Annotated in this window: 14 protein-coding genes; 5 read left to right on the forward strand and 9 right to left on the reverse strand. The window is 73.3% G+C overall.

Annotation, left to right across the window (positions count from 1 at the left end):
* Position 1 precedes the first annotated feature (1 nt).
* From ABGB06_RS14780 to ABGB06_RS14810, 7 genes are all read right to left on the reverse strand, one after another.
* Positions 2-1,780 (reverse strand): ABC transporter ATP-binding protein, encoded by a 1,779-nt coding sequence (locus tag ABGB06_RS14780; RefSeq protein WP_347589257.1) that lies wholly within the window; start codon positions 1,778-1,780, stop codon positions 2-4.
* Positions 1,777-3,588 carry an ABC transporter ATP-binding protein gene (locus ABGB06_RS14785; RefSeq protein WP_347589259.1) on the reverse strand — a complete coding sequence of 604 codons (1,812 nt, stop codon included), beginning with the start codon at positions 3,586-3,588 and terminating at the stop codon, positions 1,777-1,779. The genes ABGB06_RS14780 and ABGB06_RS14785 overlap by 4 nt, the downstream gene beginning before the upstream one ends.
* Positions 3,589-3,677: 89 nt before the next feature.
* The gene (locus ABGB06_RS14790; RefSeq protein WP_347589261.1) at positions 3,678-4,883 is read right to left on the reverse strand and encodes an FAD-dependent monooxygenase; all 1,206 of its coding nucleotides are present in this window, start codon (positions 4,881-4,883) and stop codon (positions 3,678-3,680) included.
* A gap of 50 nt (positions 4,884-4,933) precedes the next feature.
* Positions 4,934-6,520, reverse strand: a complete 1,587-nt coding sequence (locus ABGB06_RS14795; RefSeq protein ID WP_347589263.1) for a S8 family serine peptidase — start codon at positions 6,518-6,520, stop codon at positions 4,934-4,936.
* A gap of 14 nt (positions 6,521-6,534) precedes the next feature.
* Positions 6,535-9,123, reverse strand: a complete 2,589-nt coding sequence (locus tag ABGB06_RS14800; RefSeq protein WP_347589265.1) for a M64 family metallopeptidase — start codon at positions 9,121-9,123, stop codon at positions 6,535-6,537.
* 267 nt (positions 9,124-9,390) lie between these two features.
* Positions 9,391-10,155 carry an NAD(P)-binding domain-containing protein gene (locus tag ABGB06_RS14805; RefSeq protein ID WP_347589267.1) on the reverse strand — a complete coding sequence of 255 codons (765 nt, stop codon included), beginning with the start codon at positions 10,153-10,155 and terminating at the stop codon, positions 9,391-9,393.
* The gene (locus tag ABGB06_RS14810; protein WP_347589269.1) at positions 10,152-10,631 is read right to left on the reverse strand and encodes a hypothetical protein; all 480 of its coding nucleotides are present in this window, start codon (positions 10,629-10,631) and stop codon (positions 10,152-10,154) included. The genes ABGB06_RS14805 and ABGB06_RS14810 overlap by 4 nt, the downstream gene beginning before the upstream one ends.
* Positions 10,632-10,723: 92 nt before the next feature.
* Between ABGB06_RS14810 and ABGB06_RS14815 the strand changes: the two genes are divergently transcribed.
* Complete coding sequence (locus ABGB06_RS14815; RefSeq protein WP_347589271.1) at positions 10,724-11,299, forward strand: TetR/AcrR family transcriptional regulator; 576 nt, start codon at positions 10,724-10,726, stop codon at positions 11,297-11,299.
* Between the two features lie 365 nt (positions 11,300-11,664).
* Positions 11,665-12,219 carry a YceI family protein gene (locus ABGB06_RS14820; protein WP_347589273.1) on the forward strand — a complete coding sequence of 185 codons (555 nt, stop codon included), beginning with the start codon at positions 11,665-11,667 and terminating at the stop codon, positions 12,217-12,219.
* Positions 12,220-12,254: 35 nt separating this feature from the next.
* On the opposite strand, the gene ABGB06_RS14825 is transcribed toward ABGB06_RS14820, so the two are convergent.
* Positions 12,255-13,277 carry a zinc-dependent alcohol dehydrogenase family protein gene (locus ABGB06_RS14825; RefSeq protein WP_347589274.1) on the reverse strand — a complete coding sequence of 341 codons (1,023 nt, stop codon included), beginning with the start codon at positions 13,275-13,277 and terminating at the stop codon, positions 12,255-12,257.
* Between the two features lie 304 nt (positions 13,278-13,581).
* On the opposite strand from ABGB06_RS14825, the gene ABGB06_RS14830 reads away from it, so the two are divergent.
* Together ABGB06_RS14830 and ABGB06_RS14835 are read left to right on the forward strand one after the other, a co-directional pair.
* A complete protein-coding gene (locus ABGB06_RS14830; protein ID WP_347589275.1) occupies positions 13,582-14,472 on the forward strand; it encodes a helix-turn-helix transcriptional regulator in 891 nt (296 codons plus the stop codon).
* Positions 14,473-14,622: 150 nt separating this feature from the next.
* Positions 14,623-15,282, forward strand: coding sequence for a lytic polysaccharide monooxygenase (locus ABGB06_RS14835; RefSeq protein ID WP_347589277.1), 660 nt, complete (start codon positions 14,623-14,625; stop codon positions 15,280-15,282).
* A 48-nt stretch (positions 15,283-15,330) separates the two neighbouring features.
* On the opposite strand, the gene ABGB06_RS14840 is transcribed toward ABGB06_RS14835, so the two are convergent.
* Entirely contained in the window at positions 15,331-16,863 is a 1,533-nt protein-coding gene (locus ABGB06_RS14840; protein ID WP_347589279.1) for a serine/threonine-protein kinase, read from the reverse strand.
* A gap of 238 nt (positions 16,864-17,101) precedes the next feature.
* Between ABGB06_RS14840 and ABGB06_RS14845 the strand changes: the two genes are divergently transcribed.
* The gene (locus tag ABGB06_RS14845) at positions 17,102-18,499 is read left to right on the forward strand and encodes a hypothetical protein (RefSeq protein ID WP_347589281.1); all 1,398 of its coding nucleotides are present in this window, start codon (positions 17,102-17,104) and stop codon (positions 18,497-18,499) included.
* Positions 18,500-18,538 lie beyond the last annotated feature (39 nt).

Consider the following 18,538-nt stretch of genomic DNA (forward strand, 5'->3'; position numbering starts at 1 on the left):
TTCAGCGGTAGGCGTTGCTCTGCAGGCGGTACAGCTCGGCGTACAGCCCCTCCTTCCCCATCAGTTCGGCGTGGGAGCCCAGCTCCAGGACTCGCCCCTCGCCGAGCACCACGATGAGGTCGGCCATCCTGACCGTGGAGAAGCGGTGGGAGATCAGCAGGGTGACGCGGCCGTCCGTGTCTGCGCCCCGCCTGGCGTCCCTGGCCACCTGTTCGAAAAGGGCCTGCTCGGTCTGTGGGTCGAGCGCGGAGGCGGGTTCGTCCAGCACGGCCAGTAGGGGCGAGGTGCGCATCATGGCCCTGGCCATGGCCAGCTTCTGCCACTGGCCGCCCGACAGCTCCACCCCGCCTTCCCACGAGGTGCCCAGCGGAGTGTCGACGCCTCGGGGGAGACGGTCGGTGAATCCCGCGCCCGCCCTCGCCAGCGCGGCGTTCACCGCGGGGCCGTCGTCGACGCGGGCGAGGTCTCCCACGCCCACCGACGCGCGGACGGGGAGCTCGAACCGGACGAAGTCCTGGAAGCCCGCCGTCAGCCGAGCCCGGTAGGCGTCGAGGTCCAGGTCCGCCAGGTCCGTTTCGTCCAGGAGAATCCGTCCCCCGGTCGGCGCGTACATCCCGGCCAGGAGCTTGACCAGCGTGGTCTTGCCCGCGCCGTTCTCCCCGACCACCGCCACCACCGCGCCCGCGGGGAGCCGGAGCGTGACGTCGTCGAGCACGGGCCGGTCGCGGTCGCGGTCGTAGGCGAACGAGACGCCGCTGAGGCTGATGCCGTCCTCCAGGCGCGCCGGAGGCGGCCGGCCGACATCGCCGTCCGCGGTGGCCGCGCGCTCCAGCCATCGGAAGTGACCGGCGACGGTGTGTACGCGTAGCGCCGAACCGGTCAGGGCATCGAGCTGCCCCGTACCGCCGACCACCGCGGCGGCCAGTCCCAGGGCGAGGGCGACGTCCCCGGTGGAGGCCGCTCCGACGGTCACCTGGTGCAGGACCAGGATCAGGGCGCCCACGTAGGTGGCGGCGAACAGCAGCCAGCTGCCCGCGGTGGCCGCCGTCGACCGGAGGAGACCCGACTCGGTGCCCCGGTGGACGCGGGCGTACGTCTCCCGGTGTCGTCTGAGCATCTCCTCCCGCAGCCCGTACACCCGCAGTTCCTTTCCCGCCGAGGCCGAGGTGACGAGCTCGAACAGGTGCTGCCCGACTCGTCGTCCCTCGGCGGTGCGCAGCTCGGCCGCCCGGGTGACGCGCTCGGCCCGCCTGCTGAGCCAGGTGGCCGGGAGCGCGACGGTGGGGACCAGCAGCAGCAACGGGTGCAGCCTGCCCAGCAGCACGGCCGTCACCGCCAGTTGCGTCACCACGACGGGGGCCACGAAGGCCAGCGCCATGCCTCCTGACAGGTCCCCGAACCCGCGCTTCAGCAGTTGCATCCGGTCGCGGAACTCGGCCCGCTCGAAGTGCTCCAGACGGGGCGCGGCCGACGACAGGGCGAGGATGCGGCGCTGCACGACCATGTGGGAGCGCTCGCGCATGCGGATGGTCGCCCACCGGTAGCCGATCGGAGCGAGCACGGTGAGCAGCAGACCGGTCCCGGTCAGCGCCGCGCCTGCCGCCACCTGACCCGGGCGTCCGGCGACGGCACCGTCGACGAGGGGGCGCAGGCCGAGGGCGAGCAGCAGCGGCGAGACGACGGCGGTGGCGCTGACCATGATGTGGATCAGGCAGACCGCCGCGCCGATCTCCTTGCCCATGGTGATCAGCAGAGCCCACGTGCGCAGCCACGACCTCATCGCTCGTCCCCCTCCACGCCGTCGGAACCGTCGGATTCGGCGAACCGCGCCGCCTGGATGCGGAACATCTCGGCGTAGACGCCGTGCTGGGCCATCAGCTCGTCGTGCGTCCCCTGTTCGATCAGCCGGCCGTCGTCGAGGACCGCGATGGCGGACGCCCGGCGCACCGTGGAGAACCGGTGCGAGATGACGACCGTGGTGAGGCCTGCCGTCAGCTCCAGGAACCGCTCGTGGAGCCGGGCCTCGGCACGGACGTCGAGCTGAGCGGCCGGCTCGTCCAGGATGAGCACGCCGGCCCCGTGGCGCACGGCGAACAGCGCGCGGGCCAGAGCCAGTCGCTGCCACTGCCCGCCGGACAGATCCGCTCCGTCCGCGAACTCGGGCGACAGGACGGTGTCCCAGGACGACGGCAGGGCCTCCACCGCGTCCGCGATGTCGGCGTCCCGGGCCGCGGCCCGCACCGCCGCCCGGTCCCCGAGCGCGGCGACATGGCCGAAGCCGACGTTCTCCCAGGCCGGGAGCGCGAACCGCGCCGAGTCCTGGAAGACCGCGGCGAGCCGGTCGCGCCACGAGGACGCGTCCAGGTCGGCCAGGTCGACGCCGTCGACCGTGATCCGGCCCGCCTGCGGCTGGTACAGACCGGCGAGTAACTTCACCAGGGTCGTCTTGCCCGCGCCGTTCGCTCCCACCACGGCCAGGGAACGGCCGGCCGGGATCACCAGGTCCAGCCCCCTGAGCGCGTCGGTCGCGGTGCCCGGATAGGCGAAGGTGACGTCCTCGAACCGGATCCCGTCCCGGGGAAGACTCTCCGCCGAACGACCGCCGGGCGTGGCACCCTTGTCGGCCGCCGCTCGTACCGCCCCGGCCGCCTCGTCGAAGCGACGCAGGGACGCCATCGCCAACTCAGTCTGCAGACCGGTCCACGACGCCTGCCGGGAGCCGGCGACGCCGACCCCGAGGGCCTGCACGCACACCGCGGCCGCCCCCGCTCCGACACCGCCCTCCGCGGCCTCGACGGCGACCCAGACCAGCCCTCCGAGGACCACCGCGGCCAGGACCGCCGTCGCCACGGTGGGCCGCACCGGCATCGGCGTCAGGACCGCGCCCATCGTCCGCCGCCAGGTCGAGGAGAAGCGCTCCACGAGGAAGTCGGACAGCCCGAAGACCCGCACCTCCTTGGCCGCGGCGGGGGTCGTCCCCAACTCGTAGTAGTACTCCAGACGGCGGGCCGTCTCGGTGCTGCCGTAGTGGTGCGCCGCCTCGCTCCGCGAGGCGGCCTTGTCCTCGTGCGCGGCCCACAGGCACCCGGCCAGCAGGGCGAGGCCCAGCAGCGGATCGAAGGCGGCCACGAGCACGCACGACCCGAGGAGGGTCACCTGCCCGGCCAGAAGGCCGCTGATCGTCGACGCCAGCATGCCCGGCCGGCCCCACGAACCGCGGAAGGTGTCACGGCCGACGCTCACCAGATCGGCGATCTTCGGGTCCTCCAGATGCGCGATGCCCTCCGGGGCCAGCACGGAGTCCATCAGCTCGCGCTGCAGCAGCGCGTCGATCCGGTCGCCGAGCGCGGTACCCGCCGCCGTGCGCAGCGAACCGCCGGACCACTGGAGCACCATGAACCCTCCGCCGGCCAGCGTCCATGCCAGCGCGGCGCGCCCGGGCGGCGAGTCCAGGCCGTGTGCGGCCAGACCGGGGACGTTACCCACCACGCCGCCCACCGCCGCCGCCACGCCCAGGGGCGCCAACGCGGCGACGGCGACGGCCAGACCGGTCAGCAGACACAGCCCCGGGCCGGCCCGCCAGGCCACCCTCAGAAACCTGGTGTACCCGCCGTCCGAGACAAGCGGTCGTCGCGTGCGTGTGGGTGTCGTCCCGTGGGTGAGCGAGGGGATGCCGCTCAGCCCCTGGCGTCGCGTCGGAGGGCGTGGCCGCCGAAGCCGCTGTGGCTGTCGGAGCCCTGGTTCAGCTCGCGCCACCACGCGGAGAGGTCGCCCTCCGTCATCGACGCCCAGTTTGGGGCGTGGTGCAGCTGGGCGCGGCCGAAGCGGCGGGCCAGGGCGACCAGGGCCGTGCCGACGGGGGTGCGGGCCGCGTCGTAGGTGGCCACGACCTCCTCCAGGGTGGCGCCGGAGTGCCAGGCGGACTCCAGGGCGGTGGCGTCCTGCAGCGCCTTGACCGCGCCGCTGCCGATGTGGGGCCGGGTGACCGTGGCGGCGTCGCCCAGGAGGAGCAGGCGGCCGGCGGCGTAGTGCGGCACGGACAGGTCGTGGATGGGCTGGACGAACGTGGACTCGACGGGCGTGTCCAGCAGGGTCGCCGCCCACCGGGGCGGGAAGTGCTCGGCGACGAGGCCGCGGAGGAACGCGGCCAGTTCGCCCGTCTCCCGGTCCGCGGGCTGGTCGGTGGGGGGCGTGGCGTAGAGCACCCAGTTGAGGCGGGTGCGGCCGCCGGGCGCGGGGATGAGGTAGAGGATGCACTGGCCGCCCGGGAAGACCACCATGTGCGCGTCCGCTTCGTCGGCGCCGGCGGGTAACGCCTCGGCGGTGCCGCGCCACCCGACGTAGCCGGCGTATTCGGGCGCGAGCCCCGGGAACATCGCCGCCCGGACGACCGAGCGGTAGCCGTCGGCGCCGATGACGGCGTCGAAGCGCTCCCGCCGGCCGTCGTCGAGCGTCAGGGACACTCCCCCGTCGTCGGGCTCCGGTTCGACGGCCGTCACGGCCGCGCCGGCGCGGTAGTCCACGTCCGCCGGGACGCGGCGGCGCAGCCCGTTCCAGAGCGAACCCCAGTCGTAGGAGCGGAAGGGGAACGGCTGGGCGCCGATCGTCCGCCCCAGGCCGCCGGCGCCGGTGCCCGCGCCGTCCCGCACCGTCCACACCCGCCGGGACAGCCGCACCCACGGCGTGTCGGGGTCCACGTACCCGGCGGCCGCCAGCTCCGCGAACCGGTCGTTCTGCAGGCCGAGGCCGACTCCGCGGTCGCGGAGCGCTCCGCCGGTGCGCTCGAACACGGTGACCTCGGCGGAGCCGGCGCGCGACAGCGCCCGGGCCGCCGCGCAGCCCGCGATGCTCCCGCCGACCACGGCGACGGCTGCTCCGCGCATGCCCACTCTCCCTTCGCTTCGGAGGGCGTGCCGTCATCGGCGGGCCGACGTCACCGCGGACCCTCGGTCTCCGCCCCGAGCGAGCCCAGCGCGGCCCGCAGGTCGGGCAGCGGCCCGATGTGCTGGCCGGCCGTGGACGCGCCCTGCGGCTGGCCGGTCTCCACCAGGAGGTCACGGATCTGCTCCGCGGTCAACGGCTGTTGTCCCGTGGAGGTCACATAGGACTGGATCGCGGCCACCGCGGCCGTCACGATCGGGCCCGCGCCCGACGTGCCGCCGAACGAGTCGGTGTAGCTGATCCCGTGGTCGGCCTGGTCGCAGTGGAGCGTGCAGTATCCCGTGGTGACGATGTCCTCGCCCCAGCCCTGCACGTCGAACCGCGGGCCGTGGTTGGAGAAGCCGAGGCGCTCGCGGGTGCCGCTGTCACCGGCGCCGACGAGTATCGATCCGGAGCTGTTGTCGGCGCGGAACCAGGGCTGTCCGTCCCTGGTGTAGGCGGGGTGGTCGGTGCTGTTGAAGCCGTTGCCACCGGTGGCCACGACGGTGACGCCGAGGCCGGTCAGCACCTGGATCGCCTCGTGCACGGCGGCGTTCCACTCCAGCGGCGAGTAGCAGGTGCCCGGCGTGGCGGGGCAGTCCGCGTTCGGGATCACCTGGCCGCCCTGCTGTTCCAGCAGCACCACGTCACCGGGTTCGAGGAACAGGCCGCCGTCGTCGCCCGGCAGCGAGGCAAGGAAGGCCAGCGCGGGTCCCGGCCGCCACGACGTGCCGCCGGTGGACAGCTGCTCGACCGGTGAGATGCCGTAGATCTCCGCGTCGGGGACCCCGCCGGTGACGCCGTAGCCGTTGTCCAGGCCGACGAGCTGTCCGAACACGGCCGTACCGTGCTCGTCGCCGTACGTGTCGTCGCGGACGAACCGGCCCTGGCCGATGTCGGTCGACCAGTCGAGCTGGAGGTCCTCGTGGAAGGGATTCCAGTTGTACTCGAGGTCGACGATCTTCGTTCCGTCGCCCCGCGCCCCCGGGGTGGCGCGGGAGTAGTCCGCGTCGATCCCGTTCATGGCGGCCGGGTCGAAGTAGCGCTGCAGCGCCGTGAAGTCCGGGGTGGCGACGGCCTGTTCGGTGGCCGCGGGAGAGCCGGTGAGCGCGGGCGGTGGGGCGGGCTCCGGAGCCGGCTCGGCGAACTCGACCTCCGGCAGCGCGCGGAGCTCGGCCACGACCGCGTCGGCGTCGGTGTCCGCCGGAAGTATCAACGTGTACCAGGAGCCCAGGTCCGGCACCGGTGCACCGTCGAGGCGCCGCGTTCCCTGGGTGGCGTCCCGCAGCCGGTCCACCGTGACGTCGTCCAGGAAGGGCGTGAGGGCGCGGGCGTCATGGCGGTCCAGCAGTGCCTGGACGCGCGGCAGGTCGTCCCCGTCGGCGCGGCGGACGGCCGCGCCGGAGCCGCGGATGTCCAGCGCCTCGTCGAACTTGACCTCGACGAGGACGTCGTCGGTGGTCAGCCCGGACGCGACGGCGGGCTCCCGGTCGACGGCGCCCGCGGGGCCGGCCGCGCCCGCGTTCGAGCCCACGGCGCCGGTCAGGGCGACCGCCGCGATGGTGGCGACGGCGACGGGCAGTACGAGACGTCGAGCCATGGGGTGCTCTCCTCTCACAGGTCGGCGCAGTCGCCGGAGGCGCTGCCGACGATGTCGTTGGCGGCCTCGAAGTCGTGGGCCGCGGCGCTGTTTCCGGTGCAGTTCAGCTGGCCGGCGAAGGTGTTGCCGGCCAGCGCGGGACCGTAGGCCTGGCCGAACTCGCTGAACCGCTCGGCCCATTCGTTCGGCGGCACCTGTGCGTTGTCCGTGAGGCTGACGGAGCCCGCGAACGTGTTGCCGGCCGCCGTGATCCCGCTCGTCGTTCCCGACACCCGGACCTGGCCGGCGACGGTCGAGCCGAAGAGCTGGATCTCGTCGGCGCCGTCGGCGACGAGTCGGCCCTCGATCGAGCTGTCCCGCACGACCAGCGACGCCCCCGGAAGAATCGTTACGTCGCCGCTCACCCGGGCGTTCTCAAGGCAGGTCACGCCGTCCGCGACCAGGATGTCGCCGCCGCGGGCTCCGGTGACCGTGCTGGTGCAGTCCAGGGACTCGCCGGGCAGGACCGTGGCCTGGTACTCCTCCGCCTCGCCGATGTTGCCGGACGGGTCGATGGCCCGGTGCTCCACCGTGTGCGTCCCGTACCCGGGAACGAAGGGCCCGTTCGGGTCGTCCGGGCCGTAGTCCTGCTCGAACGCGGCCTTGGACAGCCCTCCCGTGCCGAGGTTGCCGTAGACCAGCGCCTTCACCTCGGTGCCCGCCTGGCGGAAGCGGAACGGCGAGTCGGGCATCGGCTCCTCGGGGAAGCCGAAGTAGTTGTACCAGCCGTCGCCGTCCAGCCGGAACTCGCCGACGACGTAGGGCTCGCCGTCGTAGCCGGTCCGGTCGTCCTGCGGCTCCAGCTCCATGTCCCAGCCCTCGAAGTACACGGGGTGCTCGACGTCGCCGGCGTCCAGTGTGGTCAGCGGCTCCGACAGGGTCCGCGGGGCCGTCGGCAGGGCGTTGTCGACCGTCCAACGGACCGTGTCCGAGGCGCCGTCGGGGGCGGCGGGATCGGTCACCGTGGCCGTCAGCTCGTGCGTCCCGGGGTCCAGGTCCAGCGCCCCGAGGTCCAGATTCCGGTCCGTGCCCGGCGTGTCGACCGCCGCACCGTCCAGCCGCCACGCGACGTCCAGCACCCGGTCTCCCGGGTGCGCCGTCACGGCGTAGACGGCCTCGTCTCCCGCGACGGGCTGGTCGTTGGGCGTCCAGGAGGTGAACTCGGTGGGTGTCGAGGTGTCGGGCTGGACTGTCCGGGAGCCGACCGCCCACTCCCGGGTCTGCACGTAACGCGGGCCGTTGTAGCCGGAGTCGGTCGCGCTGCTGCCGGTGGACGGGTTGCGGACCCAGTCGATGCCGTCGGGTCCGACCGGGTCCCGCACCTCGGCGTGGACGACAGTGCCCGGCTCGAGGTCCAGCTCGGCCAGGTCGAGGTAGCGGTCGTCCTCGGGCTCCATCAACTCCCCGTCCGGGCCGCCGATCCGCCACTCCACGTCGATCTCGTGGAATCTCGGCTGCATGGTCTCGACCCACAGGACCCCGTCCCGCGGCACCTCGCCCTCGGGCGTGTTCCGGAGGTTCATCTCGCCCTCCAGCCGCTGACCCGCGATCCGGCCGGTCATGTGCTCACGGCCGATCTGGTCGAAGTAGAACCCGATCCACCGCATCATCGAATGCTCGCTGGGCCGCCAGACGTTCGAGCCGCTGTAGACGCCGCTCTCGTGGCCGTCGGCGTCCGCGGCGCCGATGACGCCGCCCGACTCGCTCTCCTCGCCGAGCCAGCGCCACCACTTGGCCTCGTTCGCGATCATCTCCTCGGAGGACATCTGCGTGTGGTGGAACGAGTCCGGCTCGCCGTCCTCGTGCGGCGGCCCGGGCTCCGGTCGGCTCGAGTACGGGTACTCGTCCTGCATGGTGCCGAGCGAGTGCCCGAGCTCGTGCATCGAGATGAGCGGACCCTGCGGGCTTCCGCCCGACGTCGTCGCGTCGAAGCCGCCGATCCCGCCGTAGGTGGACGTGTTGAAGATCGCGAGCGTCTGGAGGTTGTCGGCGTCGGCCGGGATGCCGATCTCCGGGGCGACGTAGTCCTCCAGGTACATCGTCCGCTGCTCGTCGCCGGTGGGCGTGCCCTCGGGCAGTGCGGTGCCGGGGCCGCCGGGGCCGCCGTCGCCGCCGACGGCGTTGTTGTAGACGGTGCCGCGGGCGAGCGGGTCGACGCATCCGTCCTGGTAGACCAGCCGCAGCGGGGTGAGCTTGTCCGGATCGGGACCGCCCTCCTCGTCGGGGTCGCAGCGCACGCCCGACTCGCCGGAGACGATCTCCAGCAGGTAGACGTTGACGTAGTGCCGGTAGGTGCGGAACGGCTCGACCGACCACTGGACGGCCTGGTTCCGGTCCACGTCCTCGCGGCACTTCTCCATCTCGTCGGCCTGGTAGCCGTCGCACATGATGACCAGGTTGAGCCGCTCCTCGGCGGGCCCTGTCTCCTGGAGCGTGACCAGGCGAGCCGACCCCACCCCCGACCACTCCGGTGGCCCCTCCTGTGCCTCTCCGGCCGTCGGCACCGACATCAGCAGCCCGGCGGCACCAGCCATCGAGAAGAGTGCCGCGACTCCACGCCTCACCCGAGCCACCTCCGCGGTGTGTCCGACGTCGTGCGCCCGTCGGTGCTGCGAACTCTGCGAACCCTGCGAACGCCCCAACCGCCGGTCGGAGTACGGGGATCGTGCCTGAGTCCGGGTCGGGTGACAACCCTCCCTGGGCGGGCCCGCGGACCGGCCGTCGCCGATCGGGTGCCGCGGGGGAAGGAGGGTGAAGATGTCGTGACGCCGATGCGATGTCCGTCGTCACGGCGTCGGGATCGCTGGTCGCTGGGCCCCTCGTGCCCGGGGCTACCTCAGGTCGGCGAGGAGGTCGTCGAGGGCCCTCCCGAGGGCCGCGGAGTTGGCCGGGTCGAACCAGGTGGTGCGGATCCGTTCGTTGTTGCCGTTCGGGGTCTCGTGGTCGGCCGCGAGCTGCCGCAGCGAGCGGGTGTCGTCGCTCAGGGCGCGGCCGACCCCCTGGAACAGGCCGCGGACGTAGCGGTCGGCGTCGTCGGGGGCGATGCCGTGGCCGGCGGCCCACGAGGTGAGCATGGCGAGATACGAGAGGTGGGTGGTGAGCGTCCCGGTCAGCGCGGAGAAGACGTCGAAGGCCGCCTCGTCCGCGGCGGGGAGCGCCCCACCCATCCGCTCGAAGAGGGCGTCCACCTCCGGGTGCGAGGGCCACACCACCGTGACGGAGCGGCGTTCCCGGATGACGGGCAGGGGGATGGCCCGGACCAGCGGGGCGTCGGTGGCGAGCGTCCGGCGCAGGTCGTCGTTGCGGACGCCGGCCATCACGTTGACCACCACCCTGTCGCCGGACACCCGCAGGCCGGCCAGGGCCTCGTGCCGGTCCTGACGACGGACCGCGACGATCACCAGCTCGGAGCGGTCCAGCACCTCCTGGTTGTCGGCGCACACCCGCACGCCCTCGTAGCGCTCGGACAGCTCCGCGGCGGTGCGGGCGCCCCGCGGGGAGAGGAACACCTCGGGCGACGCACCGCCCTCGTGACGCAGCCCCGCCACGAGGGCGCGGCCGATCTCGCCCACTCCGATGATGCCGATGCGCTTCACGGTGTCGTCCTCCATGGCGTGCGGTGGCTCGAGGTATACAGCAGCACGACCGCCAGGGCGCCTGCCAGGCAGGGGGCCATCCCGGCCCAGCCCAGCGCGGGCGGCAGGCCGGTTTCGCCCGAGGTGTCCCTGGTGAGCAGCCCGGTGAGCCCGAGGCTGGTGCCGAGCACGAACATCACGATGGCGGTGGGGCGCGCCCATCGCTTACCCGCCGTGACGGCCCAGGTCGTGCAGAGCCAGGCGGCGACGCCGAGCGCTCCGATGACGGTCAACAGGACCAGGTAGGTGGTGACGGCCGAGTCGATCCGGGTCTCGGTGTACGTGGGATAGCCGGCCCGGATGTGGTCGGCCAGCAGGTGGGTGGTGGCCCGGTCGACGTACGGGGCGACCGTCGCGACGACGGTGAGCGCGAGGCCCGCGTACATCGCCACGGTGGCTCGTCGATCGTGACGTGTCTTCGCGCTTGTCTTCGCCATGGGAGTGCCTTCCCTTCTTTCTGGTCATGGGTCCAGGTATCGAGACTCAGAGTATCGAAACCTATGGTAGCGAAACCCGGTATCGTGCGGGTATGGCATCGACCACACCCGCCAGACCGCCGGGGCGTCCGCGCGCCGGCGTCAACGCCGTGGTGTTCGCCGCGACGCTGAGCACGGTCCACGAGCTCGGCTACGCGCGCGCCACCGTGGAGCGCATCGCCGCCGCGGCGGGCGTCGCGAAGTCGACGGTCTACCGGCGCTGGCCGTCGAAGGGCGCGCTGATCGTGGACTGCCTGCTGGACTCGTTCGGCCCGGCGCCGCTGGAGGGCACCGATCGCGCCGAGCTCATGTCCTCGACCATCCACTGGATCGCGGGGAAGATCGGCGAGCCCGGGGTGGGGGACGCGTTCGCCGGCGTTTTCAGTGACGCCGTCAGCGACCCGGCGCTGCGCGAGATCCTCTCCGCGCGGTTGCAGGACCCGTATCGGCTCGCGCTCCAGGAGGCGCTCGGCGAGCCGGAGCGTCGGGTGCTGTTCTTCGTCGACGTCGTGGTCGGCACGTTGCTCCACCGGATGGGCATGACCGGCGAGCCGATGGTCGACGCCGACGTCGCGGCGCTGGTCGAGTTGGTGCTGCCGCACTTCGCCGACGACCCCGGCCCCGCGTAGGGCGTGCCTCGCGGAGCCTCGTGGGGCCGTGCCGGTCGCCTCGGCGCTCGTCGGCGGCCGTACCCGCTGGTGGTCCGGTACGCTCCTGGTCGGCGGCTGTTGATCACGGCGGCGGGGATGGGATGGTTGACGAGGCTCGGCCCGGACAGCGACTGACCCGAGCACGCTCCCCCGGCGCTGACCCTGGCGGACCGCCGCGTCTCGCCCACTCCCCCGACCGCCCGTGCCGCGTCGATCCGACCCCGTGACATCCACGACGCCGACGACCTCGTGATCTGACGTCGTCCGCCGCCGGTCTCCCGGTTCCCTCGCCGCGCCAACGCACCCGTCAGCACACCTCCGTCAGAGTCAGAAAGGACCGCGACATGTCCCAGCCCGCAGAGATACCCGGCTACGCCGTCGGCCGTTGGACCGTCGACCCGGTGCACTCCGATGCCTCCTTCACCGTCCGGCACCTGGTCAGCAAGGTGCGCGGCCGGTTCCGGGCCATCGAGGGAACGATCACCACCGCCGAGAACCCGCTCGACTCCGCCATCACGGTCTCCATCGACCCGAGCTCGATCGACACGGGCAACGAGCAACGCGACGCGCACCTCAGGTCGGCGGACTTCCTCGAGGTGGAGAAGTACCCCCGGCTGACGTTCACCTCGACCGGCATCCGGCAGAACGGTGACGGCTACCTCGTCGAGGGCGACCTCACCATCAAGGACGTCACCAGGTCGATCACCGCGGAGCTCGAACTCGGCGGGTTCACTCCCGGGCCCGACGGCGTCCCCCTCGCCGGATTCACCGCGAGCTTCGAGATCGACAGGAAGGACTACAACGTCAACTTCAGCGCGATCCTGGAGACCGGTGGCGTGGTGGTCGGCGACACGATAGCGATCCAGCTCGAGGTCGAGGCCGGCCTGGACCAGGGCTGACCCTCCCCCCTCGCACGGGACCGGCCAGCCGGGGGTCACACGGTCAACAGGGCCTTGACTGCGCGGCGTTCGTCCATGGCCCGGTAGGCCTCGGCGGCCTGGTCGAGCGGCAGGGCGAGGTCGAAGACCCTGCCGGGATGGATCCTCCTGTTCCAGATCAGCTCGATCAGCCGCGGCAGGTACTGCCGGACCGGGGCGGGGCCGCCGTGCAGGTGCACGTGGGAGAAGAACAGCTCCCGCCCGTCCAGTGTGACGTCGTGGGAGACGCCGACGTAGCCGATGTGCCCGCCCGGGCGGGTGGAGCGGATCGCCTGCAGCATCGACTCCTGGGTGCCGACCGCCTCGACGACGGAGTGCGCGCCGAGGCCGTCGGTCAGCTCCCTGATCCTCGCCACGCCCGCGTCGCCGCGTTCGGTGACGAGGTCGGTGGCGCCGAACTCCAGGGCGAGCCGCTGCCGCGGCTCGTGGCGGCTCATCGCGATGATCCGCTCCGCGCCGAGTTGTTTCGCCGCCAGGACGGCGAGCAGGCCGACCGCGCCGTCGCCGACGACCGCGACCGTCCTGCCCGGGCCGGCCTGGGCGGCCACGGCCCCGAACCAGCCGGTGCCGAGCACGTCGGAGGCGGCCAGGAAGTCCGGGATCAGGTCCTCGGGGGGCAGGTCAGGGGTGGCGACCAGGGTGCCGTTGGCCAGCGGGACGCGCAGCCGTTCCGCCTGGGCGCCGAGCGGGTTGATGGGCTCCCGGTGCACGCAGGAGGACTGGTAGCCGGCCCGGCAGATCTCACAGGTGTTGTCGGAGGCGAAGAAGGAGCCGATCACGAACTGGCCCGGCCTGACGTTGGTCACCTCGTCGCCGACCTCCTCCACCACGCCGACGTACTCGTGGCCAACCGGGGACGGACCGTCGAACGCGTCGAGCCCGCGGTACGGCCACAGGTCCGACCCGCAGACGCAGGTCGCCGAGAGGCGGATGACCGCGTCGGTCGGGGCGAGGATCCTCGGGTCCTCGCGATCCTCCACCCGGATGTCGCCGGGGGAGTGCATCACGACACCGCGCATGGGTTGCTCCTTGTGTGGGAGGGAACGGCCACCGGCGCGGCCGGGCCCGTTCCGGGTCATTAAAGGACGGGGCCGCACGGGCCGGGCTGTCGGGCGCCGGGTGTCGACCGCGTTGTCACCCCCGTGCCCGCCCCGGGCGCCGTCCGGCCGGGACCGCGGCTCGCTCCCCCGGCCCGTGCGGGCCGGCGGTTCGGGAGTGCCGCGCCCTCCAGGTAACCGGCCTTCGGCGCGAGCGGGGAGTTCCTGGTGAGGGGTGTACTGGCAGTACGTCCCACGTGCGGGGCGCGGGGCGTACGGTCGAGGGGTGGACAACCGCGACGAAGTCCGCGAGTTCCTCGTCTCGCGGCGCGCCAGGATCACCCCGGAACAGGCCGGTTTGCGGTCGGGCGGCAAACGCCGCGTCCCGGGGCTGCGCAGGAGCGAGGTCGCCGCGCTGGCCGACGTCAGCGTCGAGTACTACGCCAAGCTCGAACGCGGCCAGCTCGCCGGTGTCTCCCCCGGCGTGCTCGAGGCCGTGGCCGGCGCGCTCCGCCTCGACGACGCCGAACGGGCCCACCTGCTCAACCTCGCCCAGGCCGCCAACGGCTCCGACGCCCTCGCCCGTCCCCGGCGCCCTGTCACCAGGCGGTGGACCCCGCACCGGACCCTGCAGTGGACCCTGGACGCGGTCACCGAGGGGCCCGCGTTCGTCCGCAACGGCCGCCTGGACGTGCTGGCCGCCAACCGGCTCGCCCGGGCCCTGTTCCACGACGTCCACGCCACCGGCCAGCAGCCGCCCAACCTCGCCCGTTTCACCTTCCTCGATCCCGCGTCCCGCCGCTTCTACCCCGACTGGGACTCCGCCGCCGACGTCTCCGTCGCCATCCTGCGCACCGAGGCCGGCCGCGACCCCCACGACAAGGGCCTCCACGACCTGGTCGGCGAGCTGTCCACCCGCAGCGACGCCTTCCGCACCCGCTGGGGCGCGCACAACGTCCGCCTCCACGGCACCGGCGTGAAGCGGTTCCGGCACGCGGTCGTCGGCGACCTCACCCTCGCCTACGAGGGCCTGGAGATGCCCGCCGCCGCCGGCCTCACCCTCACCATTTTCGCCGCCGAGCCGGGCTCGCCCTCCGAGGAGCGGCTGCGCCTGCTCGCCTCCTGGGCCGTCACCCAGGAGGCGGACACCCCGACGCGACCGCTCCCGAACGGCTGACGCCGGCGCGGGGCGAGGGGGTGGCACGCGGTCTCCCCAGGTGGTGTTCGTTTCGCTACCGTGGTGTCCGGGAGCGCTCCCACCGGTCTGGTGTGCTCGTACCAGGACCGGTGGCAGTCATGTCGTCGATCAACGGAGTTGTGGCGGTAGATGATGCTCTCCCCCAGCAGAACCACGATCTGGCGGGTGCTGACGGCGCTCGGGTTCTCCCTCGCGCTCGTGGCCACCGTCGGTGTCGGCAACGCCTCGGCCCACGGCGCCATCAGCGACCCGCCCTCGCGCGCGTACGACTGCTACACGCGCTGGGCCAGCGAATGGCAGAGCCCGGACATGGCGACCGAGGACCCCATGTGCTACCAGGCCTGGCAGTCCAACCCCAACGCCATGTGGAACTGGATGGGCCAGCTCCGCAACGGCGTGGGCGGCAACCACCAGGCGGCCGTCCCGGACGGCACGCTGTGCAGCGGCGGCCTGACGGAGAACGGCCAGTACGCCGCCATGGACCAGCCCGGCGCCTGGAAGACCACCCCGGTGTCCAGCAGCTTCACCATGAACCTGCTCGACAACTCCCACCACGGCGCGGACTACATCCGCGTCTACGCCACCGAGCAGGGCTTCGACCCCACCACCGACCGGCTGGGCTGGGGCGACCTGGAACTGGTGGCCGAGGTGACCGACATCCCGACCAGCCCCACCACCCCGATCCAGGTGAACGCCCCGGGCCGCTCCGGGCACCACATCATCTTCACGGTCTGGCAGGCGAGCCACCTCGACCAGTCGTACTACTGGTGCAGCGACGTCGAGTTCTGATCCGTCCACGATCCACCCGGGGCCGGGGTCGGGCGACCCCGGCCCCTCTCACGCCCCGGAGCGCACGGAAAGGTCGGCGGTCAGCGCGCGGTTGAGTCGCACGAGCGCGGCTGCGGCGGCGAACGGGGCGACGGCGGCGTTGACGAACAGGCCCAGTCCGACGCTCATGTCGAGCACGATGTAGGCGGGGCTGACGTGCTCCATCGCGTCGTCGCCGTTGAAGCCGTCGTCCATGCCCAGATACCAGACCGTGTGCAGGCCGACCAGGACCGCCCACAGCAGCCAGTAGCACGCGCTGGCCGCGACCCACGCCCGGACGCCGCCCTCCCCGTAGAGGTGCAGCCGGGCTCGCAGGTACTGGAGCAGGGGGAGGGAGAAGACCAGCAGCCCGGTCACGGCCATGAACCAGTGGGTGTGCTCCGCCCACGCGGTCAGCGAGGCGAAGTCGATCCCGTCGGCCGTCTCCGGGTAGTCGTCGACGAGCTCGTGCTTCTGCGGCACGATCGCCGCCAGGGCGAGCATCGGGACCACGCCCCACAGGCTCAGCGTGGGCCGTCCCAGGGACGGGCCCCGGATCCAGCCGGGCTCCGGGGCGCCGTCGGAACCCCGCGTCGTGGTCAGCGGTCTGGTGGGGGCGGCGGCCCGGCCGACCACCTGGGTGGGAGCCGTGGCCGGGTCCCGGTGCCCCGCCTCGATCTCCGTCTCCAGGTTGAGCAGGTGCTCCGCGCGGCGGGCGATCCGCGCGGTGACGGATCCTGGCAGCCAGTCGCGTTCCCCCCGGTCGTGCTCGGCGGCGACGGCGCGCAGTTCGGCGAGCGACGGTCGGTCCGCCGCGCGTTTGGCCAGGCAGCGGCGCATCACGGCCGCCAGCGATGTCGGGACGGCGCCCAGGTCGGGCTCGTGGTGCACCACGCGGTACATCACGTCAGGACCGGAGCCCGTGCCGAAGGGACCGCGGCCGGTGGCCGCGTACACCAGCACCGCCCCGAGCGCGAACACGTCCGCGGCCTGGGTGACGTCCCTTCCCTCCGCCTGCTCGGGTGACATGTAGCCGGCCGAGCCCACGGCCATGCCGGTGGCGGTGAGCCCGGTCTCGTCGGCCGCACGCGCGATGCCGAAGTCGATGAGGCGGGGGCCGTCCTGTGACACCAGGACGTTGGAGGGCTTGAGATCGCGGTGGACCAGGCGGCAGGCGTGCACGGACCCGAGCGCCTCGGCCAACCCGGACAGCAGGCGCCACACCGCCGCCTCGGGGAGCGGGCCGTGCTCGTGGACCACCTCGGCCAGCGAGGGCCCGGGCACGTACGCGGAGGCCAGCCACGGCGTCGCCGCGTCGGCGTCGGCGGCGACGACCGCCACCGTGCCCGGCCCGTCCACCGCCCGGGAGGCGCGCACCTCGCGGGCGAAGCGCTCCCTGAAGCCGGGAGCGGCGGTCAGTCCCGGGTGCACCAGCTTCAACGCCACGTACCGCCCGCCGCTCGACCGTCCGAGATACACCCGGCCCATGCCTCCCGCGCCCAGGCGGTACAGCAACCGGTATCTGCCGACCTCGCGCGGATCCTCGTCGGCCAACGGCTCCATGTCGCGTCCCCCTCCCCGCCCCGTGTCCCGGCGAGACAATACTTACCCCTGCGAGGTCTGAACAGCTGGTGGCGGCACGCGCGTTGGGGCGTCCGCGCCGTCCGGCGCGGTGCGGACCGCGCCGTCTCCGGCCGGCGGAACGGTGTGGCGTTGGTCCGGGAGGGGGCGCTACCATCGCCGCGATGACTACTCACTCCAGTAATGGAATGGGGGTCCCGTCCGCGCAAGGTGAGTGCTGATGCTCACCCACCTCGCGAACGGGGAATCCCGTACCTCCTTCTGGCCGCGCGTGCGCGAGTTCGCCGTGCCGGCCGCCATGATCGAGACCGCGACCGCCCGTCGCCGCGCCGGTGACTGGGCCGGGGCCTGTGCCGCCGCGGCCGTCGACGTCGATCTGAACCTGCGCTTCGTGGCGAACCGGCACGGCCGCGAGCTGGCGGCCCGAGTCCGGGCCGATCTGCGGCGGTTGGCGCCCGATCTGCTGCGCTGGCACCTCCCGAGAATCGCCCCCGACGGGCTGCTGCGGCCGGGACTGACGCTCTCCCTGGCCCGGTACGGCGGCCTGGGGCCCGACCGGGCGGGCGCGGTGCACCTCGTGGTCCGGACGCCGCCCGCCTGGGCCAACGCCGGGCAGCGGATCAGCCTCGCCGTATGGGACGGGTCCCGCGCCGGGACCGGTGCGTGCCGCCCGCCGCATCCGCGTCCCCACCGGCGTTACCGCCTCGACCTGCACCGCCACCTCTGGGACGCGGACCGCAGCGGGGAGTTGCGGTCCCGGTCCGGGGCGGATCCGTCCTCCTCGGAGCCCGCCGCGGCGGAGCGCGTCGATCCGGAGGCGTGGGGGATCCCGCCGGGGCTCCCGTGCGCCGTCGACCGGTGGGCCGCCGAGGCGGGGATCCTGCTCGCCACCGAAGGGCGGGACGCCGGACGGGTCGTGGTGTGGCTCGGGGCCGGGCGCCGGCTCGTGCTCCACGTGGTGAACGCGCCGACCGCCCCGCGGATCGCGGCCGTCGCCAGGCGGGGCGCCACCTCGGCCGCGCTGCCGGTGCTGCCGGACGCGGCGACCTGGATGCCGCCCGACCTCGACCTGGTGCGCCGCGGCGCGATCGGGCCCGGGCGGCTGCACCCGCTGGTCGCCGCGGCCCTCGTCCCGGGGCACGCGCCGGACGCCGGGTCCCCCCGACCGGATCCGGCGGGCGGCCCCCGCATCGTGGAATGCCGGGGTGCCGCGCACCGGATCGGCGTGGTCGACGGGGTGCTCGTCCCGTTGGACCACGACCCGGACGAGCTCCGGCGCGAGGAGTTGCTGGTCGCGCTGACCGGAACGCCGCTGCCCTGCCTGCGGGTCATCGACGAGGCGCACCGCCGTCCCGACTGCCTCCCCGACGTCCGCGAACGGCTGCACCACGGCGACGTCGCCGGTGCGCTGGCCGTCGTGGAAGGGCTGTTGGGGCCGGACGCGGTGCTGCGGCACGGCGCCCTGCGGGACGAGTTGGCGGAGGCCGCGCGGCGCCGCGTCGCGTACGGGCTCTTCCGGGCCGGGCTGGTCGAACCCGGTGTCACGCCCGGGGAGCCGCCCTCCACACGGCACCGCCACCGCCGCGCCCGCCGCAGGCGGACCCCGCTCACGCGCTGAGGCGCGCGCGACGCCACGCGCACGCCCGGGCAACCGCCC

The sequence above is a fragment of the Streptomyces sp. B6B3 genome, assembly GCF_039871525.1.
In the GTDB taxonomy this organism is placed as follows: domain Bacteria; phylum Actinomycetota; class Actinomycetes; order Streptomycetales; family Streptomycetaceae; genus Streptomyces.